The organism is Paenibacillus ilasis, assembly GCF_043195395.1.
In the GTDB taxonomy this organism is placed as follows: Bacteria; Bacillota; Bacilli; order Paenibacillales; family Paenibacillaceae; genus Paenibacillus_AQ; species Paenibacillus_AQ lautus.
Genome location: NZ_JBHDJG010000001.1, coordinates 765160 through 780092, shown reverse-complemented (window position 1 = coordinate 780092; position 14933 = coordinate 765160). Strand labels below are relative to the sequence as shown.

12 protein-coding genes and 1 pseudogene are annotated in these 14933 nt (G+C 50.3%); 1 reads left to right on the top strand and 12 read right to left on the bottom strand.

Annotated features, from left to right (window positions below; translation table 11 throughout):
- Nucleotides 1-36 precede the first annotated feature (36 nt).
- On the bottom strand, nt 37-795 hold the full coding sequence (locus ACETK5_RS03840; protein WP_100538634.1) for an MBL fold metallo-hydrolase: 759 nt from the start codon (nt 793-795) through the stop codon (nt 37-39).
- A 124-nt stretch (nt 796-919) separates the two neighbouring features.
- Between ACETK5_RS03840 and ACETK5_RS03835 the strand changes: the two genes are divergently transcribed.
- Nucleotides 920-1351 (top strand): Lrp/AsnC family transcriptional regulator, encoded by a 432-nt coding sequence (locus tag ACETK5_RS03835; protein ID WP_100539493.1) that lies wholly within the window; start codon nt 920-922, stop codon nt 1349-1351.
- 92 nt (nt 1352-1443) lie between these two features.
- Here the strand turns inward: ACETK5_RS03835 and ACETK5_RS03830 are convergent, their stop codons facing one another.
- From ACETK5_RS03830 to ACETK5_RS03780, 11 genes and pseudogenes are all read right to left on the bottom strand, one after another.
- Nucleotides 1444-2715 carry a Gfo/Idh/MocA family protein gene (locus tag ACETK5_RS03830; protein ID WP_100538635.1) on the bottom strand — a complete coding sequence of 424 codons (1272 nt, stop codon included), beginning with the start codon at nt 2713-2715 and terminating at the stop codon, nt 1444-1446.
- Between the two features lie 35 nt (nt 2716-2750).
- Entirely contained in the window at nt 2751-4373 is a 1623-nt protein-coding gene (locus tag ACETK5_RS03825; RefSeq protein ID WP_326114620.1) for an extracellular solute-binding protein, read from the bottom strand.
- A 48-nt stretch (nt 4374-4421) separates the two neighbouring features.
- Complete coding sequence (locus tag ACETK5_RS03820; protein ID WP_326114619.1) at nt 4422-5306, bottom strand: carbohydrate ABC transporter permease; 885 nt, start codon at nt 5304-5306, stop codon at nt 4422-4424.
- Nucleotides 5307-5325: 19 nt separating this feature from the next.
- Nucleotides 5326-6285 (bottom strand): ABC transporter permease, encoded by a 960-nt coding sequence (locus tag ACETK5_RS03815; RefSeq protein WP_100538638.1) that lies wholly within the window; start codon nt 6283-6285, stop codon nt 5326-5328.
- A gap of 735 nt (nt 6286-7020) precedes the next feature.
- Nucleotides 7021-8058 carry a LacI family DNA-binding transcriptional regulator gene (locus ACETK5_RS03810; RefSeq protein ID WP_100538639.1) on the bottom strand — a complete coding sequence of 346 codons (1038 nt, stop codon included), beginning with the start codon at nt 8056-8058 and terminating at the stop codon, nt 7021-7023.
- 209 nt (nt 8059-8267) lie between these two features.
- Nucleotides 8268-9452 (bottom strand): MFS transporter, encoded by a 1185-nt coding sequence (locus ACETK5_RS03805; protein ID WP_100538640.1) that lies wholly within the window; start codon nt 9450-9452, stop codon nt 8268-8270.
- Nucleotides 9453-9602: 150 nt separating this feature from the next.
- Nucleotides 9603-9905 (bottom strand): ArsR/SmtB family transcription factor, encoded by a 303-nt coding sequence (locus ACETK5_RS03800; RefSeq protein ID WP_100539494.1) that lies wholly within the window; start codon nt 9903-9905, stop codon nt 9603-9605.
- Between the two features lie 54 nt (nt 9906-9959).
- Entirely contained in the window at nt 9960-11174 is a 1215-nt protein-coding gene (locus ACETK5_RS03795; RefSeq protein WP_100538641.1) for a glucuronate isomerase, read from the bottom strand.
- A 29-nt stretch (nt 11175-11203) separates the two neighbouring features.
- Entirely contained in the window at nt 11204-12775 is a 1572-nt protein-coding gene (locus ACETK5_RS03790; protein WP_100538642.1) for an extracellular solute-binding protein, read from the bottom strand.
- Nucleotides 12776-13090: 315 nt separating this feature from the next.
- Nucleotides 13091-14004 (bottom strand): annotated as a pseudogene (locus tag ACETK5_RS03785) (alpha/beta fold hydrolase).
- Nucleotides 14005-14042: 38 nt separating this feature from the next.
- The gene (locus ACETK5_RS03780; protein ID WP_100538643.1) at nt 14043-14801 is read right to left on the bottom strand and encodes a MerR family transcriptional regulator; all 759 of its coding nucleotides are present in this window, start codon (nt 14799-14801) and stop codon (nt 14043-14045) included.
- Nucleotides 14802-14933: the final 132 nt, after the last annotated feature.

Sequence of the window (14933 nt, the reverse complement as noted above, 5' to 3'; positions counted from 1 at the left end):
GCAGCCTTTCCCGCTGCTGTGCTTAGCTGTTGCGTATTACACTTTCCATTCGACCCATTCACCATCCTGCGGAATTTCAATTTGATCGCGCAGACCTTCCGCTGCCAGACGACCGGACAGCTCCTCTCTTGTCACAAGGCAGTGGTTGATGGCTTCCATATGGACCGCAACCGCCTTCGTGTAGGGAGCATGACGCAGCAGTTCGATCACATCGTCCTCATCCATGATAATCGGGTCTCCTGTGAGAAACCGGGCACCGCCGGCGTTGACAACCGTCATATCAGGCTTATGGACATCCAAAACTTCTTTCACTTCATCACACCAGATGGTATCTCCTGCTATATACAGGGTCGGCTGTCCTTCTGCTTTCAAAATAAAACCGGATACCTGTCCCATCATCTGACCGATCTCACCCGTGCCATGATGACCACCGGTTCGGATTATCGTAACCCCCTCATATTCCAGGGTTTCCTGGACTGCCGTCACGGACGTAAAGCCTTGCGAAACCAAAGTATCCTCGTCCCCCGGTTGACACAGGATCGGCTTCGTCTTTGGCAGTGCATCAATCGCAGCTTGATCCCAGTGATCCTGGTGCAGATGCGTAACCAGCACCACATCCGGATGGACCTTGTCAGTCACGGAGAACGGCAGCGGTACAAGCGGATTCCGTCTGTCATTCGCGGAGTTGATGACCGGCGGGTTCGCCTTGGCTTCGCTAAACATCGGATCGACCAGCAGTTCAAGATGGGCGTACTGTATTCTTAACGTAGCATTACGTATCAGTTGAAGTTTCACTTTCATTTCCCCTTTGTTTCATTTAATATGGTTCTGAACCCATTATAGAGAACGCTGAACTTCCCGCCTACAGCTTCGTGAAAGGTATTAGGGGGACTCACTTTCATCGTGAAAGGATATGACCATGCCAAGCGCTCATGAACTCGACGAAGTCGATCTTCGCATATTACATCACCTGCTGGAGGATGCGAGCCTGTCCCACAAAGCCATCGGAGAGCGGGTGCATTTGACGGGACAAGCTGTCGGGGCCCGTGTTCGTAAGCTGCAGGATCTGGGTGTCATCGAAGGCTTTACGCTTCGTTGGAACCCGGACAAAATCGGTCTGGCCGTACATGCTTTTATCACCATGTTCTTGGCGTTAAATACGGCTCATTCTCCCTTCTTATCCTTTGTTCAGTCCCACGACATGGTCGCCGAAACCCACCGCGTCAGCGGTGAGGGCTGTTATTGGCTCAGGGTACGGGCGGGCTCGCCCAAGGAATTGAATGATTTTCTGGAAGAGCTTCTGAAGTATGGGAATTATAAAGTCAGCCTGTCCATTGATCAGGTGAAATAAAAAAGAAGAAGCCGCGGATCTACGAGATCGGCGGTTTCTTCTTGTTATCTATTATGAATTTCTCACATGATGTATTTTTAATATAATTCCATTTATTTCACCGCGTTTTCTTCCGCCATCAATTCCTGCGCATATTCGTTCAAATTGATGGATTGGCCGTGATTCAGCCTCGATTTCTCTGCCGCGAACGCAATAAGGTGGCTGCGTACGGAGGCATTGGCCGACGTCAGGCTCTCCTGCCCATTATAGCTCCGAACCTCTCTCAAGAAGCTGGACACAATTCCGCTGTCGCCCCCGCCATGTCCGCTGGACTGTGAAGGAATGGTAATCTCCGTTTTCTGTCCGGTCAGAAAATCGTAAACCGTAATCTTTCCTTCCTCTCCCCGAAGCTCGCCGCGGGTGCCCATGATCTGAATTCTGCGCTCCTGTTCATACGTAAATCCACACATGCTGAACATCGCGGTGGCGCCGCCCTCAAACTCCATATTGACAACCTGATGATCGACCACGTTGTTATCGCTCCGATAGACGCAGCGGCCATAGTCCGTATCGCGAAGCCCTTGGATGATGTTCGGCTTGGTCAGCTCCTGGGTGAAATGCCCCGCCCATCCCTTGTATTGATCGCTCAAGTAAAACCGAGGTGCCGAATATGGACAGGTTGGTTCCACCTGGCAATCAAGGCAGCGGTCGGCCGCACCTTCGGGGGCCTGCTCCTCACGGAAATGCATCAGAGAGCCAAACGAAGTGACCTGCGTGCAAGGACGGTCCATCAACCACGACAGCACATCCATGTCATGGCAGGATTTGGCCAGTATCATCGGGCTTGCCTTGTCGGAGTTATTCCAATTCCCCCGCACAAAGCTGTGGGCAATATGCCAATATCCCACATTCTCGTTCAGCTGGATCGAAGCCACCTCGCCGATGGTCCCTTCCTGAAGCACGCGTTTGATGGTACTCCAAAAAGGGGTATATCTCAGCACGTGGCATATGGTCAAAAGCCTGTTGTTACGTATAGCAGCCTGCTCCATCTCTAGACATTCCTTCGGTTCCGGAGACATCGGCTTCTCCAGAAGCACGTGATACTGTTTCTCCAAAGCCTGCATGGTTGGGCCATAGTGCATGCGGTCCTGCGTACAGATGACGGCGATATCGGCAAGCTGTGGCTCTGCCAGCAGCGGCTCCCAGGATTCATAACACCGCTCCGGCGGGATTCCATGCTTCTCGGCAAAACCGATGCGCCGCGCCGGATCGGCCTCGGCTACGGCCACGAAGGTCAGCTCATGCGGGTAATCCAGGGCATAGGGGGCGTAACCCCCGGCGCCGCGCGCGCCTGCCCCGATCAATATGGCTTTCAATTGTGTCATATCATGTCGCTCCTTTTAGGTTCTGGTACTCGCATTTATTCGGTATATCGGTCTGCCGCGGACTGGTAAATGGCCAGATAGCGCTCCGACCCCATCTTCTGCAGGTTTGCTACATATTGATCCCAGTTCTCAAAGGACTCGTTGCCGGCTATGAATTTATCCCGCATCTCATCCACGTACGTGTGAATGTCGGTCTGGATACCGGTAAGCTCGGACTGCTCATCGGCCGTAAAATTAAACGGCGGCCAAACCTTGTCTTGAGGGATGACGTACGGCTCGGCTTTTTTTGCGTTATCTACGGACGTCGGCAGACCTTCCGCTCCCTTGAAATACTTCTGTGTCACGAAGCCCGGATAATATCCGCCAGGCCATATCAGATACTGCCCTACCGCCTGGTCCAGATTGAGGCCGTCCGGATTGTTCTTGATCTCGTCCACGTAATCCACATTGCCTTCTGCATCTTCCTTATACGTATCGTCTTTCCAGCCCATGAAGAACATGCGGATGCCTTCGTCGCTGTAGAAGTAATCCATCCAACGGATCAGCGCGGCCGGATTCTTCGCTTTATCGGTCAGGACAAACATCCCGATGTTCCCCAGCGGAGAGCCTGTGGCGCTGAACATCTGATCGCCGTGCGGCCCCTTCAATACCGGAAGTCCTACATAACCCTCCTGGTTGTAGATGGCGACCGGGTCCACATTATCAACCACGCCGAGAAGACCCTCTACGCCTTTGGCGTCCACCTCCGTGCTCTTCACGGACATGATGTCCTGCTCCAGCAGGCCGTCCTTGTAAAGCTTGTTCACGAACTGAAGCAGTTCCTTGTATCTTGGATCCGTCGGAATGAACCGGACCTTTCCGCTCGCCGGATCGGTATCCACGTTAATGTTCGAGGTTCCGTGATAATTGAGGCCGAACGAACCGCGCAAATAGTTGACGATGCCGGCGGTTCCCACACCACCCCAGGCATATTCATCCTTCTGGCCGTTGCCGTTCGGATCCTTCTCCTTGAACGCCTTCAACATATCGTAGAATTCATCCAGCGTCTGCGGCTCTTGAAGGCCAAGCTTGGTCAGCCACTCCAACTTCACCCACGGCGTTCCGTACAGCACGGACCGGAACTCCGGATCATACAGCGTCGGCAGCCCGTAAATGTTGCCGTCGGGCATCGTAATCCCCTTCTCAATGACCGGATACTTCTCCATCAATGCCTTGAAATTCGGCGCATATTGGTCAATTAGGTCATTCAGCGGGATAAAAGCGCCCTGCTTGCCGTATTTCAGCAAATCTGCCCTCGGGAATGCGGAAGCATAGAACATCTCCGGATAATCGCCGCCGGCGAGCAGCAAATTCCGTTTTTCCGCCAAGTTGTCTTTGTGCACCGTGTCCCACTGTACCTGAATATTGGTCATTTTCTCATATTCCTGCCACAGCTTGATGTTGTTCCAGTCGGCGTTGGCAAAGAACTTTCCGGCAAATCCGGTCACCGTCATCTTGTCACTGACAATCGGAAACCCGGTCTCATTCATCGCTGTTTTCCCTTCACCCGCGGAGTCCGATTCAGCCGTTCCTCCCGAACCTTTCGAACTGCAGCCCACCGCCAGCGATACCGACAACATGCAGGTCAACAGAAGACTTCCCCATTGCTTCAGCTTCATCCGTAATCCTCCCCTTTTCATGTTCCATCCATCTATCCATACAAGGAATTATCCTTTGATGGCCCCAATCATCACGCCTTTGACAAAATACCGCTGCAGGAACGGATAGAGCACCAGCACGGGAATATTAGCCACGACCAGCACCGCGTACTTTATGCCCTCCACTTCCCTTTGCTGCTTGATCGCCGATTCGGTCGACATTTTGACCATGTCGTTCGTTTGCCCCTGAATCAGAATTTCGCGCAGGATGAGCTGCAGCGGAAATTTATCTTTATCCGATAAATACAGAAGTGCATTGAAGAACGCATTCCAATGACCGACCGCATAGAACAAAATGGTCACCGCGATAATCGGCATGGACAGCGGCAGTATGATCCGGGTCAAAATTTTAATGTTCGAGCATCCATCGATCGTCGCGGCCTCCTGCAGTTCGCCGGGTATGGACTGCTGAAAGAAGGTACGCATAATGATGATGTTCCAGATCGATACGGCATTCGGGATAATCATGACCCAGAGCGTATTCAGCATGCCGAGGTTCTTGATCAGCAAATACGTCGGAATGAGTCCTCCGCTGAAAAACATCGTGAAGACCAGCAGCGCCATGATGGCATTTCGGCCGACAAAATCCTTCCGCGACAGCGGATAGGCCGCAAGGATGGTCATCGTGAGATTAATGAACGTGCCCAGCGATGTATACACCAGCGTGTTGGTAAAGCCGCTGATGATATCCTTGTTCTGAAATATTTTCACATAGGAATTCAGGTTGACTCCCTTGGGCCACAGCAGCATCTCGCCCCTCAGAACCGCCTGCGGGTCGCTAAACGATGCGCTGAGCACAAAGACCAGCGGGTACATAACAATGATGGTAACCAGGATCAGAATCGTATAGTTGATAACATTAAACATGCGGTCCCCTCTGGTTTCGATTTGCATGGCTCTTTCGCTCCCCTCTTTACCAAAGACTGGTCTCGCTCACGCGCTTTGAAATAAAGTTCACGGCAACCAGCAGGACAAAATTGATGACGGAATTAAACAATCCGATGGCTGCGGAGAAACTGTACTCGGCATTCTGAATCCCCATTCGGTAGACATAGGTGGCAATAATGTCGGAGCTCTCCATATTCAGGTTGTTTTGCATCAGGAGCACCTTCTCAAACCCGATGCCCATAATGCTGCCCATGTTCAGGATCAAGAGGATGATGATCGTTGGCATAATGCCTGGGATGTTAATATGCCATATGCGCTGAAGCCTGGTCGCACCATCGACACGTGCGGCTTCGTGCAGCTGGCTGTCTATGCCGGCAAGGGCTGCTAAATAGATAATGGAGCTCCAGCCCATGGTCTGCCATACATCCGACAGAACGTACAGGGATTTGAACCAGGAGGGCTCCGTCATGAAATTGATCGGCTGACCGCCGAACATTTCAATAAAATGATTGATGATGCCGTAGCGGGGCGATAGGAAAATCATCATCATGCCGACAACGACCACGGTAGATAGAAAGTGAGGAGCATACGTGATGGTCTGCACGAATTTCTTGAAACGTTCAGCCCGAACCTCGTTCATAAGCAAAGCCAGAATAATCGGGATCGGAAAACCGACAGCAAGGCTGTATAACCCGATGCCCAGTGTGTTCTTGATCAGGCGCCAGAAATAATAACTGTTGAAAAAGCGATCGAAATGCTCAAAGCCGACCCACGGACTGCCCCATATCCCTTGCGTTGCTATAAAGTCCTTAAAGGCGATCTGGATGCCGTACATCGGAACATACTGGAACAGGATGTAATAGGCGATGACCGGTGAAATCAGGGCATATAGCTGCCAATTGCGTAAAACACGATTCCACAGTAAGCGCTTACGTTTCGTTTCAGGTACCTCGATTGCTGCGGGCTGCAGGGTCGTATTAGCCAATGAGCATCACCTCGTATGTATGGATTGGGTTAACCTCTTAATCCTAGCAAAGCCATCTTGACATGCCATCAAAGCACGGGGTGTCCGTTCATTCAGCGGATCAGTTCCAATTCACATGCATGGAGCTTGGAAAGTACTCGTTTATGATTTCCCTCCTTTTCTCTGCATTCCGTCATATGACTAAGCTACCACCGCCTCAGCTATCCATAAGTCAATACGGTTATTGTGGCGCCCTATATGTTAGGTATAGTAACGCCAAATCATGATATAAATAAAACCCGAATAAGTCAGGTATTATTTCATTTCTTTGGATTGTTTTTGGATAAAACTCCGTTATTTTGGATTATATTTGGATAAATATTGATACACGAAAGGCTTTACGCAGACAATGCGAAGGGCCCTAATTCATGAATGAGAGGAATTAATATATTATTAATATTTCTTTATATCAAGGGAATGAAAACGCAATCAATAATAGGGTGAAATGAAACGAAGAGTACTTTTTTTCGAATTCCTAAACCAGAAATCCCATTCCAAATATTTCATTGATTTGCACTCATGATAATATAGCGATATGGCATTGTCAAACATTTTTTTGGACTCTTTTGGCACAAAAATATTGATATTTGGGTGAAAAAGCGTGAAAAACAGCTGCTGGATTTCAAGCCGGCAGCTGTACGACGATCCTCTTATATATTATATGTCAACTAATCATACATGATGGGGTAGTTAAATTCATTCTCTAGTAAAACTGGAGGACTCCCGAACAATCAATGAGCATGGCAGTAATATTTTGGTTGCCACCTTGAAGTGCCCGTCCAAATAATCCACGATGGATTTGGCAGCTACCCTGCCGATTTCGTACTTCGGTACGGAGACGGAGGTTAACGGGGGCGTTGTATATTGGGCTACATCAATATTATCCATCCCCACGATCGCGATATCTTCCGGTATGCGCCCTCGATTCTCGACAACGGCACGCATGGCCGGAATGGCAAGCATGTCGCTGGCACAAAAAACAGCCGTTGGCCATAACTCTTTGGGAAGCCCCCCCAATAACTCGGACATCTTGCTGAAGCTCCGATCCACATTCCATCCGGTATTCATCAGCCACTCCTCGCGCACTTCCAGGTTGGCTTCCAGCATCGCGAATTTATATCCGACATACCGTTCTTCGCTCTCCATCTGCTTGGAATACGCAGGGCCCCCGATATAAGCGATTCGCGTGTGTCCCTGGTCAATCAGGTGGCGTACGGCTGCCCTTGCTGATAAAATCCGGTCACAGTCTACAACCGGCACGGTCAGCCGGTCATCATTCAAACTCACGCCCATGATGGCAACCCCGGCCTGCTGTATCAGTTCAAACAGCTCCTTGTCGTACCAACTGACCGCTACAATCCCCTGAGCGCCTGTCTCCCTCAGCATGTGGCGTATTTTGTCCGCATCGCCGACTTCCTCGCATGTACGAACGATTGCCGGGGGCTGTCCGAGTTCCTCCATTTTTTTATGGAAACCGGCAAGAACCGTTGAGAAATACGGGTGGTCGTCCATCAGGTTTTGGGGAACGACACAGACAACCCGCTTATCGGCCATGCCGTTAATATGCACGCTTTGGGATGGCTCAGGTAGTTTATAACCAAGATCAAGCGCCGCTTGCCGGATTTTCTGCTTGGTATCCTCGTTGACCGGACGGCTTGCATCATTGCTGATGGCCCGCGAAACCGTAGATATGGATACCCCGACCCGTTCGGCGATATCTTTAAGCTTAGCCAATCGCATCTCCTCCTTCGCAAAATTTGGAACCAAATTTTCCGCCATCCATTGATCATAGCATAAACTTTCTCATTTCGGGGCGTCAAATTGATGTCCGGTTCTTCGCTGGAGAAGGACGATGTCTTATGGATTCTTACGTTTTCAGACCGTCTTAAAGATGCAGCATATCAGGCTCCGTCACGGCGTAGCCGTTGCCAGCGGTTATCCCATTAAGCTTCCAATGGGGCGCGCGCCGCGCTCTCCTGCTTCCCTAATCGGAAAAGAACAAACGACACTATCATGGCTATGGCAACGCCCCCGGCACCGATCCAGGTAATGGATGACAAGGACCATTGCTCGACGGCAACCCCTCCGATGCCTGCGCCCGCAGCCATGGCGAGCTGCATCACGGACTGGTTCAGGCCCAGCATAACCCCGGATGAATTCGGCTCCAGCCGGACAAGGTTATACTGCTGCGTCGGACCGGAAGACCAGGCAGATAACGACCATATAACAAGAATCGCAAACACGAGAATGACAGATACGGCTGCTTGGGTAAAAGTCAGAACGATTAGCGCGAGAATATGCAGAATCATGCCACCGGATAAAGTAAGCGGTACTCCCCATCGATCCGTACTGAATCCACCGAACTTGGAGCCAATGAGGCTGGCAATGCCAAAGGCAAACAGTGCTGCACTAATCAGACCTTCGTTCAGGCCGCTAACAAGAAGAAGGTAGGGAGACAGGTACGTATAGGCAATGGAATACCCGCCCAGCCAGAAGAACGTGATCGCCAAACCGAGTGCAACTTTAGGCTTCTTGAGCAGCGCGAATTGCTGGAGCAGCGGTACGGGAGCATCTCCTTTTGTTTTCGGAATCGCCTTATGCAGCACAATCATGGAAACAACCCCCAGAATGGCAATGAAACCGAACACTGACTTCCATCCAAAAGCAGCAGCTACGACACGGCCGAGGGGGACGCCAATGATCAGGGAAGCCGTGAAGCCCATGATGACCGTAGCGATCGAACTCGCCTGTTTGCCCGACGGCGCGATTTTGGCGGCAATCCCGAGTGCAGTTACAACTACCATCCCTGCGCCCACCGCCATCATAACGCGCGCAATCACAAATGGAACATACCCCGGAAGGGCAAATGACAGTAGATTCGCAATCACAAAAATGCCTAATGAATAAACCAACAGCTTCCGTCTCTCCACTCTAGCGGTTAGCGCCATAAGAATGGGGGTCAAGATCGCATAGACCAATGAGAAAATCGTGATTAGCTGACCAGCAGCGGTTATTGTAATCCCTAACGAATCTGCAATTTTATCCAAAACTCCCGATATAATATACTCCGACGTTCCTACTAAAAAACTAACGATAGCCAAAAAATAAATCTTCCAAGCACCCGTCATAATATGAATTACACTCCTTTATTTAATATTTATATATCGCGAATTGTCGATATGTTAAACCGATAAAAATACATATCGCAATATGTAGATGTGAATTACGGAGCAAGACTGAATACTCCTTATTTCTTAAGGAATCATTCAGTGCCTGCGCTATATCTCCTGCTTCAAATACTCTCCGATTTCCCGGATAACCTCTTCATCCCGCGTATAATACGTGAATTTCCCAAGCCGCTCTGTCTTGATCAGACCTGCCCGATGTAGAATCGCTAAATATTGCGATGCGGTGGACTGCGTCATATTCAGTTTCTCGGTCACCTGGCTTACGCATACCCCGACTTTCCTCATATCAATCCCTTCATGGGGCGTAAAATGTTGTTCCGGTTCCTTGAGCCACTGCAATATTTCAAGCCTCGATTCATTGGACAATGCTTTAAACACTTCGATTGGTTTCATACGTATCATTATATCGAGAATTATCGATATGTCAAACTATTTTCCTTATTTTCCTCAGTCATGATCCTCCGAACGAATGCCATAGCGTCTCATGGCACTCGCGTAGAACCATTCATTTGCCGTATGCAGTGCCGTCTCCTCGTCGATCCAGCCAGATAGGACCCGCTCCCACAGAAATTCGGCGGCCAGCTTCTTCACAAGCAAAATCTTGCCGTAACTCCATTCCATAGAGCGGGCATCCGAGACGATAATCGAGCTCTTGCTTGCCGGGAGTGCCTCCAGACGGTACTGCATGCTGTCCCGGTAGGTGCTCGCTCGGAAATTGAACCACCACATGCCGCCGACATGAACGTTCGGGAAATTCCAGGCTGCCTGCACCGCATCGAGATTGTTCAGCTCCGATGCAAGCACAAGCTCAAATTCACAACGGTACGACTCAAACAAAGCAGTCAGCTTTAGAATCCGCTCTGTATCATTGGCAGGGAACGCCGCACCGCACCATGATCTCTCCACTCCCAAAAACAACTGAACGAGCAGGCCGTTCCGAGCCGCAGCACCACATAGGACGTGCAGCAGCTCCATTAGAATGTCGTCACGCCCGCTTGCCGGCCCAATTTCCTTACGGATGTGCGAGCTCGATTCATACCGCGGCAGCGTTGTCATGATGCCCGGGAGACCAGCTTCGCGAAATTCGCCGAGCAGCAAGTCAATCTCGCCTCCCACATCCAGAAAGGTCCTGGCCGGATCATTAGATTGCACGATCCGGTCAACCCATGGACCCAGCACTCCGTCAATCCGGGGGATCAATACGGCATCGTCCCGCATGCCTTGAAACGCCGCATGTTCCGGATGATTCACGACAAACCGGCGGATATTCATTCGGTCTGCCGTTTGCTGTGCCCAGCCTTGTTCGGCGGATGTATGCTGAACGCGAGCCATGGCTTCCCGCACCGAATGTTCATCCTTGATGATGACTCCGTATAATTCACGCATAATGGAGGTGAATACCCAGTTCATCAGCGTGCTTCTCGTTGATCGATAGGCTTTTAGAAAAGCTGCAATTCGCTGCTCCTCAGGCAATTTATCGGCCTCATCCGGGTAGCCACCGGCTTGGAGCTCTCGATAGAACCAGAAGTAATGGGCGATTTCCCAGAAGTCCCTTGCACCAAGCCGGTCACCGATAAGATGGGTATGGGTATCGAAGACCGGCAGCCCCATGATTCGCTCGAAGAATACAGCTTGTTTGCCGCTCCTGTCATGCAAGCTCATGTGTACATCTCCTTTTCTTCATGAATCGATTATTTCCGGTTTTCCGAGACGACAACGCCCTTTCCTTCGTTGTAGCGGTCTGTGGCTTCCTTAATAATCTCAAGGCCGCCCTTCTTCTTGTACTCCTCAATCACTTTCGGCCAATCCGAGATCGGCTCTCTGCCGTAGATCATCTTGATCATATGATCAAGAACCAGCTTTGGCCCCACGTCATCGCCTTGCGGCGCGGTGTCCGGATATTTGGAATAAGCCTCCAATGCCGGGGAGAAGCGGATCGACCCCAGCCCTTCCTTGAAGACCACCGAATCCATAAACTTGATCATGTCCTGCCCGTCCTCGGTCAGCTCTTCCTTTGCCTTGTTGTACACCATATCGTGGACGAACCAGAACATGCCGCGGAAACCGTCTTCGTCCATGGCTTCAGGCGTGGATGGCGGCGTAAACTTGATCGCGCCGTTCTCCCGGGTGAAAGTTTCGCCTTCAATGCCGAACGAGAAATATGTCTCTGCCTCCGGCGTCAGCATCCAGTCAAAAAACTTGATAATGCCGATGGCCTTCTCTTCTGAGACCTTGCTGTTAATATAGTAAGACGTATTTATGCTTGAATACAGCAAATGGCCTCCGGTGTTCTCCGGACCGCGCGGCGATGCAATGATATCAACCTTGGCGTCCGGCACGGCATTTTTCAGCTTACCGCGGAAGCCTGACAGAAGCTGGGCGTTGGCGGACCACATGCCGGATTTGCCGCTTTCAATGTTTTTGCCGTAGTCACTGGAGGTCAGGGTCGCAAAATCCTTAGGAATTAGTCCTTCATCGTACATGGTCTTATAGGTCTCCAGCGCCTTTGTCATATTTTCCACGTCGAAGAACTTGGGAACGACCTCCCCGTTCTGCAGTTCGTACTGGGATGGCAGCACATCGAACGCTCCCAGAATCGTGTCCGCATATTTAAAGTTCTCCCGCATTTGATATGGGAACTCAACGCCTTCCTTCTTCATCGCACGCATCACGTCCAGAAATTCATCCACCGTCTTGGGTGCCGGGAGCCCTGTCTTTTCCAGCAGATCGGTCCGGATATACAGCCCTCTCCGGGACGGGTTGGACAGCCATGCCGGTATTCCGTAAATTTTGCCGTCATAGCTTGTCTCCTGCCAGGCTTCCTTCGGCACGCTCTTCATCAAATTCGGAGCATGCTCCTTCAGCAAGTCGTCAAGCGGCATAAATACGCCTGCTTCCACGGAACCGGACATTCCCTTGCTTGTAGCCCCTCCCACGTTCTGAACGACGTCAGGAATATCATTAGAGGCAAACATTAAAGTCATTTTGCTGTCGAAGTCCTTCAGCGGCAGCATGGTCAGTTCAATATCCGTATTGGTCAGCTTTTCAAGCTCCTTCACCCATCTCTCTTCATTTACGTCCTTCGAACGCTCGGCATGTTTGTTTCCGCTGGTTGCCATGGACATCGTGAAAGACAGCTTGCCATCAGCGGCAGCGCCGGAAGAACCGGAGGTTCCGCCATCCGCTTCCTTGGCACCATTACAGCCGACCGCGGTTAAGGCAATTAGCGTGCTCATCAAAATCAAACTCCATTTTCTTCTCATCCACATCGCTTCCTTCCATATTTCTGACAGATTGTTTACCTTTGTCGCTTCTGCATCGCGGCTCGGATTTCGAGCTGCCCATCTCCCTATGAACCGGAATATCCCTATCCCCCTGAGCGTCTCACCTCAAACCTAAAGCGCTTTCATAATAACATCCAACTCCCGAAAATTAACATGTACTTTCTTCTGATCGCATGTGTTTTCCTATGCTGTCCGTTTGCTGGGAGGAGAACAACCTCTCTATACCCCGTTCATGTATTTTAAAGTACCGGGTTATGAGGATAAAAAAAGACGGCCGAAGCCGTCTGTCATTGACTAGATAAGTTCGTTATCAGAATGCTGATCAACAAAAGCAAGTATTCTTGCATTCACCTCTTCCGGAAACTCGCCATTCATGGCATGCGAGGCGCCAGGCCAGTTCTCGATTTGAATATTCGGCACATGGGTTTGCCTTGCTGCACCGCTCTTTGCGAGTTATGCATTGTGCTTTTTTCTGCCATTAGAGCCAATACGGGGATATGAATGTTCTTCAAATCCTCCGCGCTCATCAAATCCGGCGTCGGCAGGCTGATCTTATAATTTGCCATACCCGACTCTATCAGCCTTGCAATTGGTTCACTGTCATCCGCTTTGGCTCCGCCTGAAATGCAGCTCAGCATTTTCTCTCTGATAAACTTGGGAACGGTCGGTACGGATGCAGGAATTGAGGCAGCCATCATTTTAAGTGACAGAGGCGCAAAAACAAGGACCGGATCCAATAAACTGATCGTTGCCACTTTCGATGGAGCGTGTCTTGCAAGATTCATGGCCGTCCAGCCTCCAATGGAAACGCCTATGAGATGGACGGTTTCTACATCCACTTTGCTCAATGCCTCACTCAACCAACTGGCTTGATCCTCAGCATTTCGGATCGGCTGTGTTTGACAGCTCATTCCCGGCTCTCCCAGCAGATCGAGAGTATACACCGGCCGTTCCTTCATAAGTCCAGGCAGGTTCGGCTCCCACATCGGAGTGGATGACGAGCGTCCGGGCAATAGCAGGAGCGGCTCTTTCCCCTTATGTTCTTCTTTGGTAAATCGATAGATCCGTACACGGCCAAATGCAGTTTCAATATCTTTCGTTTCAAGCGGCGGAGGGAGAAACTTCATGGCAGCTTCATAAGCCGCCTCAAACTTTGCCTTTCCCTTCTCTGTGAGGAAACGCCCGGTAGGCTTATCATTTGTCACCATCTGTCTCTCCTTTCTTCAAAAAAGACTGATGAGCCGCTTCAATAAAAGAATCGCAATGTTCCATGAGAAAACGGTCCTCCTGCGGCCAAGTTTGCTTTGATGCATAACCTGCCCGATAAACGTCTAAGATCTCCCCGTTGTCCTGCGTAGCATTTTGAACCAAAGCAATGCCACTTCTCGCCGAAGACATATCCAGCTTCGCTGCCAGGGTCAATCCCATTGTTGGTCAGCAAGAACGCCTCCAGAACCAGTTCTTTCCACTTCCAATATACTTGGAGTGCGGTCTCGAGATCCGGAAAAAACTCTTCGAAAGCCTGTGCTGCCTGTGGTGGAAGCGACATATCCTGATAATCCAATAAAATATGTTTCCTTCTGTTCACAGTGAGCCCCAGCATCGTCTCCAGGTTCATAGGATGATTCGTCTCCAGGCTCGCCACCATCGCATCTATATAGGCCCGGTCACTTCGGAACTCCATCTCTTTCTTGAAAAGAACGTCGCTTTGACGCTGCAATATCTGCTTAAGATCCCCTTTGGCTCCGAGAGCCAAGCACTGATCTTGTATTTCCTTTAAGGTGAATCCCAGATTTTTATAGAATAGAATTTGCTGGAGTTTCACCAAATCATGTTCGGTATAATATCTGCTGTTCTTATCTCCGCTGCGAGTCGCCACAAGCAATCCGATTTTATCGTAGTGCTGCAAAGTTCTGACGGTGGTACCACATATCTCTGCCAACCGACCTACCGTATACATTGCTTCTTCCAGATGCCGCACCTCCTGCATCCTATTCTTACACATGACGTTGCGTCATGTGCAAGCAGGGGCGTTTATTTCTTCATAATAAAAAAAACGGCATTTCTGCCGTTTAGTGGTGATGCGAGCAAGTGGGTCGTGGAAGGGTTCTCGGAGTCCCTGTTTGATAAACCACCA

Coding starts and splice junctions, on each gene's coding strand:
- ACETK5_RS03820 (WP_326114619.1), bottom strand. CDS start 5,306: ATGCAAATCGAAACCAGAGGGGACCGCATGTTTAATGTTATCAACTAT.
- ACETK5_RS03790 (WP_100538642.1), bottom strand. CDS start 12,775: ATGAGAAGAAAATGGAGTTTGATTTTGATGAGCACGCTAATTGCCTTA.
- ACETK5_RS03800 (WP_100539494.1), bottom strand. CDS start 9,905: ATGAAACCAATCGAAGTGTTTAAAGCATTGTCCAATGAATCGAGGCTT.
- ACETK5_RS03835 (WP_100539493.1), top strand. CDS start 920: ATGCCAAGCGCTCATGAACTCGACGAAGTCGATCTTCGCATATTACAT.
- ACETK5_RS03825 (WP_326114620.1), bottom strand. CDS start 4,373: ATGAAGCTGAAGCAATGGGGAAGTCTTCTGTTGACCTGCATGTTGTCG.
- ACETK5_RS03795 (WP_100538641.1), bottom strand. CDS start 11,174: ATGAGCTTGCATGACAGGAGCGGCAAACAAGCTGTATTCTTCGAGCGA.
- ACETK5_RS03830 (WP_100538635.1), bottom strand. CDS start 2,715: ATGACACAATTGAAAGCCATATTGATCGGGGCAGGCGCGCGCGGCGCC.
- ACETK5_RS03805 (WP_100538640.1), bottom strand. CDS start 9,452: ATGACGGGTGCTTGGAAGATTTATTTTTTGGCTATCGTTAGTTTTTTA.
- ACETK5_RS03780 (WP_100538643.1), bottom strand. CDS start 14,801: ATGTGTAAGAATAGGATGCAGGAGGTGCGGCATCTGGAAGAAGCAATG.